Consider the following 4,867-nt stretch of genomic DNA (forward strand, 5'->3'; position numbering starts at 1 on the left):
GCCGAGCACAACGGCGTCTGGCTGCTCGAGTGCGCCCGGGCCGGGGTCCCACCGTTCCTGAACATGGTCGGCCTCGTCCTCACCGGCGGCGCGATCCTCCGCTACGGAACCCCCGGGCAACGGCAGCGACACCTGCGCGCATCGCTCGATGCCGACCACGTCTGGTGCCAACTCTTCTCCGAGCCGGGATCCGGAAGCGACCTCGCATCCCTCTCGACCCGTGCGGTTCGCGACGGCGACCGCTACATCGTCAACGGTCAGAAGGTGTGGTGCTCGGGCGGTCGCTACAGCAACTGGGGAATCCTGATGGCCAGGACCGACCCCGATGCCGGCAAACACGAGGGGATCTCGTTCTTCCTGTGCCCGATGGACCTGCCCGGGATCGAGATCCGTCCGTTGAAGCAGATGACCGGCGAAGCCGAATTCGACGAGGTGTTCTTCACCGACGTCGAGATGCCGGTCGAGACCCTGCTCGGCCCCGAACACGGTGGCTGGGGCGTCGCGATGGCGGTCCTCACCAACGAACGGGGACACATCGGCACGGCGGTCATCACGCTCCAGCGCCGACTCGACAAGATGATGCGCCTGGCCGAGGGACGAACGCTCGATCCGAGTGCCCGCCAGGAGATGATGCGCCTCGTCTCCGTCGCGACCGCCTACAAGTCGATGGCCCAGCGCCAGGGACCGGTCGCCTCGACGGCCGCCTCGCTGACGAAGCTCGGGATCACCCAGATGACGTTCGACGCGGCGATGCTGCGCGGCGATCTCGCCGGGGCCGATGGTCTCCTCGACGGGGGTGACGCGTCTGGCATGCTGGCCGCACCCGGCGGCCGCATCGCCGGCGGGACCAGCGAAGTGCAACGGAACATCATCGGAGAGCGGCTGCTGGGGCTGCCGCGAGAACCTCGACCGGAAGTGAGTGGAACATGATCGATCGACGAAACGACATCCCCGACGGAGAATTCGGAGGCGATGACGATTCCGGGCCGCCGATCGCGCTGATCCTCGCAGGTGTCGTCGCGATCCTCTGCCTGATCTTCGTCATCCAGAACGGCGAGAAGGTCACCGCACAGTTCCTCTGGGTCGACCAGGAGATCCGGCTGTGGGTGGCGATCGTGATCTCGATCGTCCTCGGGATCCTGCTCGACCGGCTGTTCTCGATCTGGTGGCGCCGCACACGTCGCGACGACGACTGACGCTCCACCGGCACGCCGATGCGACGCCTGTCACGGCGCGTCGCTCCGGCAGGATTGGCACCCGACGAGCAGGTCCGACGATGATGACCTCGTGCGAGTGATGTCGTCAGACCAGGTCAGCGTTGCAATCCACGAGTTCGGGGGATCCGGGCGACCGCTGCTGCTGTCCCACGCCACCGGGTTCCACGGCTACTGCTATCTCCCGATCGCCGATCGGCTCAACGATCGATTCGACTGCTTCGCGCTCGACTACCGGGGACACGGGTCCACGCCGCGCCCCGACGACTGGCAGGTCGACTGGGATCGGTACGGCGACGACGCACTCGCTGCAGCTCGCGCCATTGCTCCCGACGGCGGCCTCGTCGGGTTCGGCCACTCGATGGGCGGCGCCGGGCTGCTGATGGCCGCTCAGCGCGATCCCGGGTTGTTCGACCTGATCATCGCGTTCGAACCGATCGTGTTCCCGACCGACGTCGACCGTTCCGAGTCCGAGCCGTCGATGATGGTCGAGGGGGCGCGTCGCCGACGGGAATCATTCGACTCATTCGAAGCCGCGATCGCCAACTACGCGTCGAAGCCGCCGATGCAGGCCTTCGACCCCGACGTGCTCCGGCTGTACGTGGCGCACGGGTTCCGCCCCGCTCCCGAGGGTGTTCGCCTGACGTGCGCCCCCGAGCACGAGGCGCGCACATTCGAGACCGGAGCCGCGCACACCACCTGGGACCTCCTTCCCGAGATCCACACCCGCGTCGTCGTGATCGCGAGCGGCGACGAGATGGGACCAGCGGAGGTCGCGCCGAAGATCGCCGAGCGGCTCCCGAACTCGGTGCTGGTCGAGCAACCCGATTCGAACCACTTCGGGCCGTTCATCGACCCCGCGGGTACCGCCGACCTGATCGCCGACTTCGCCCTCTCGATCCCCACCCCCTGAACACCCGCACGCTCACCCGCCGCCCCACCCGCGCCGGTGAGATGTGAGACGACCCCTCCGCCCGAACTCTCACCGGAGCGCCCACACATCCTCCCCCGGTGAGATGTGAGACGACCTGCTTGTCTCACAACTCACCCGTGTGCAGATGTGGTGCCGGATGAGTGGGTGCCAACTCCGAGGTACCCCGTCCGTACAGTGGGAGCCATGACCGATCTCGCCGAGGCCGACACTCCCGTGTGGCCGATCCCGTCGTCGCTGTCGCCGTCGCGGGTGTCATCGTTCACGTCGTGCCCGATGCAGTTCCGGTTCTCGTCGGTGCAGCGCCTCCCCGAACCCCCCGGCGTGGCCACCACGCGCGGGTCGGTCGTGCACCGTGCGCTCGAGCTGCTGTTCGTCCTCGACCCCATCGAGCGCACGCCAGAGGCGCTCGCCACGACCCTGAGCGGAGCACTCGACGAGTACGCGACCGATCCCGACTACGTCGGGTTGCAGCTCGACGATGCGGCCGCGCAGGCCTTCCGCGCCGACTGCGACAAGCTGATCGAGCGGTACTTCGACATGGAGGATCCGACGACGATTCGAGACATCGGTCTCGAGGTGCGGATGGCCGCACCCGTCGGATCACTCGAGCTCCGCGGGATCATCGACCGTCTCGAACTCGACGACGACGGAGAGTTGGTCGTCACCGACTACAAGACCGGACGTGCACCGTCGGGCCGATACGAGCAGAAGAGCCTCGCGGGCGTGCACTTCTACTCCTTCCTGTGTGAGGCGGTCCTCGGGCGACGGCCCGCCAAGATCCGGCTGATGTACCTGTCGAGTGGGGAGACGATCGAAACCGTGCCATCGGCTCAGTCGGTCCGATTCATCGACACGCGCACCAGCGCGGTGTGGAAGGCGGTCGAACGCGCGTGTACGACGGGTGATTTCCGTCCCAACCAGAGTCGACTCTGCGACTGGTGCGGCTTCCGTCAGTGGTGTCCCGCATTCGGCGGGGATCCCGACCGCGCCGAAGCCGAGGCCACCGCCGCCTACGAGGCACTTCTCACCGCTCCGGCCGCCACCGGATGACCGACCATCCACTCCCCGAACACGTCCCCGGGCAGCACGACCTCGGTCCGCTCGTCGAACGCTTCGACGAGACCGCCGACCGAGCGATGCAACCGTTCCGGGGAAATCCGGTGCTCGACCGCATCTTCACCGTCGCCAGCCACGTCGGCGACTTCAGCATGATCTGGCATTCGATCAACCTGCTGCTGGGGATCCGCAACCGCAATCCCCGTCGCATCGTGATGTTCGCCGGACTGATCGGCCTCGAGAGTCTGATCGTGAACCAGGGCATCAAACGTATCTTCAATCGATCTCGTCCCACCATCGACGGCGAGGACGGCCTTGAGGTCCGGCGGCCCGCGACATCCTCGTTCCCCTCGGGCCATGCCAGTTCCGCCACATTTGCGGCAACGTTGCTCGCTCACCGCACCAGCAATCCGGTCACCACCATGATCTACGCGGCCGCGTTCACGGTCGCCACCAGCCGGGCCTACGTCCGCATCCATCACGCGTCCGATGTCGTGGCCGGCATCGTCACCGGCGGATTCCTCGCACTGCTCACCCGACGCGTGATTCGGAGGCTCGGAGCCGGCGACCTACTCTGATCGGCGCCATGAGCGGGATCGTCTACGACTCGAAGATGTCCGACGCCGAGGGCCTGATGTGGCGTCTCGAGAAGGACCCCCACCTCTCCTCGACCTTCGGAAACGTCAGCTTCCTCGACCGGCCGCCGGACTTCGACCTCTTCCGGCGACGCATGGAGCGAGCCGCACGGATCATCCCCCGACTCCGCCAGGTCGTGCGCAGCAGACCCGGCAACATCGCTCCCCCGACCTGGGTCGACGACAGCGACTTCGACATCGACCACCACGTTCGTCGCGTCGCTCTCCCCGCGCCCGCAGACGAACGCACTCTGCTCGATCTCGCCAGCGCGCTTGTCGCTGACCCGTTCGACCGACTCCGACCGCTCTGGCAGTTCACCGTCGTGGAAGGACTCGCCGATGGACGGGCCGCACTGATCCAGAAGATGCATCACACCATCGCGGACGGCGAGAGCGGCGTCCAGCTGTCGCTCGAGTTCCTCGACTTCGAACGTGAGACCGAGCCACCGGCAACTCCCGATCCCGATGTCATCGACGAAGCGTCCGAGATCGCAGCCGACAATGACACGGTGGAAGTGGTGCGCGACCTGCTCGCTGCGTCGTTGCGCATCCCGCTCGGGATCACCCGTCAGGTCCGTGATCTGCTCGCCGATCCTGGCCAGATCCCCGCGGCGAGCAACGCGGCGACCGACACGCTGCGCGGCATCCTGGGTCAACTCGGCGACACCGACGGGGCGCGGAGCCCGTTGTGGAACGAGCGTTCGCTGCGCCGACATCTCGAGGTGGCGTCGGCTCCGTTCCGACCCACGAAGGATGCAGCGACGGTTCTCGGTGGCACCTTGAACACGGCGTTCATGACCATCGCCACCGACGCGGTCGGCCGATACCACCGCGAACTCGGAGCGCCCGTCGACGCGCTCCGGGCGTCGATGGCGATCAGCACCCGCACCGCCGACTCGGGCGCCAACGCCTTCTCGCTGGTGCGGATGTTGGTCCCGACCGGTGACATGGCCGTCGACGAGCGTTTCCGCGCGATCCATACCGCCACCGAGACAGCCGTCGAAGCGTCGCGTTCGGCATCGCTCGAC

General features: G+C 67.0%; 6 protein-coding genes. All 6 read left to right on the forward strand.

The annotated features are described in order from the left end of the window. A partial coding sequence (locus WBV89_RS06520; protein ID WP_423980522.1) for an acyl-CoA dehydrogenase family protein occupies positions 1–930 on the forward strand: 930 nt, incomplete at its 5' end. After that, positions 927–1,196 carry a hypothetical protein gene (locus WBV89_RS06525; RefSeq protein WP_423980523.1) on the forward strand — a complete coding sequence of 90 codons (270 nt, stop codon included), beginning with the start codon at positions 927–929 and terminating at the stop codon, positions 1,194–1,196. The genes WBV89_RS06520 and WBV89_RS06525, both read left to right, overlap by 4 nt. Before the next feature lie 100 nt (positions 1,197–1,296). Beyond that, positions 1,297–2,127, forward strand: a complete 831-nt coding sequence (locus WBV89_RS06530) for an alpha/beta fold hydrolase (RefSeq protein WP_423980524.1) — start codon at positions 1,297–1,299, stop codon at positions 2,125–2,127. A 204-nt stretch (positions 2,128–2,331) separates the two neighbouring features. Then, positions 2,332–3,198, forward strand: coding sequence for a RecB family exonuclease (locus tag WBV89_RS06535; RefSeq protein ID WP_423980525.1), 867 nt, complete (start codon positions 2,332–2,334; stop codon positions 3,196–3,198). Continuing rightward, entirely contained in the window at positions 3,195–3,782 is a 588-nt protein-coding gene (locus WBV89_RS06540; RefSeq protein ID WP_423980526.1) for a phosphatase PAP2 family protein, read from the forward strand. Before WBV89_RS06535 ends, WBV89_RS06540 begins: the two co-directional genes overlap by 4 nt. 8 nt (positions 3,783–3,790) lie before the next feature. After that, the coding region (locus tag WBV89_RS06545; protein ID WP_423980527.1) for a wax ester/triacylglycerol synthase domain-containing protein at positions 3,791–4,867 on the forward strand (1,077 nt) is incomplete at its 3' end.

This window comes from Ilumatobacter sp. (genome assembly GCF_049588435.1).
Lineage (GTDB): Bacteria > Actinomycetota > Acidimicrobiia > Acidimicrobiales > Ilumatobacteraceae > Ilumatobacter_A.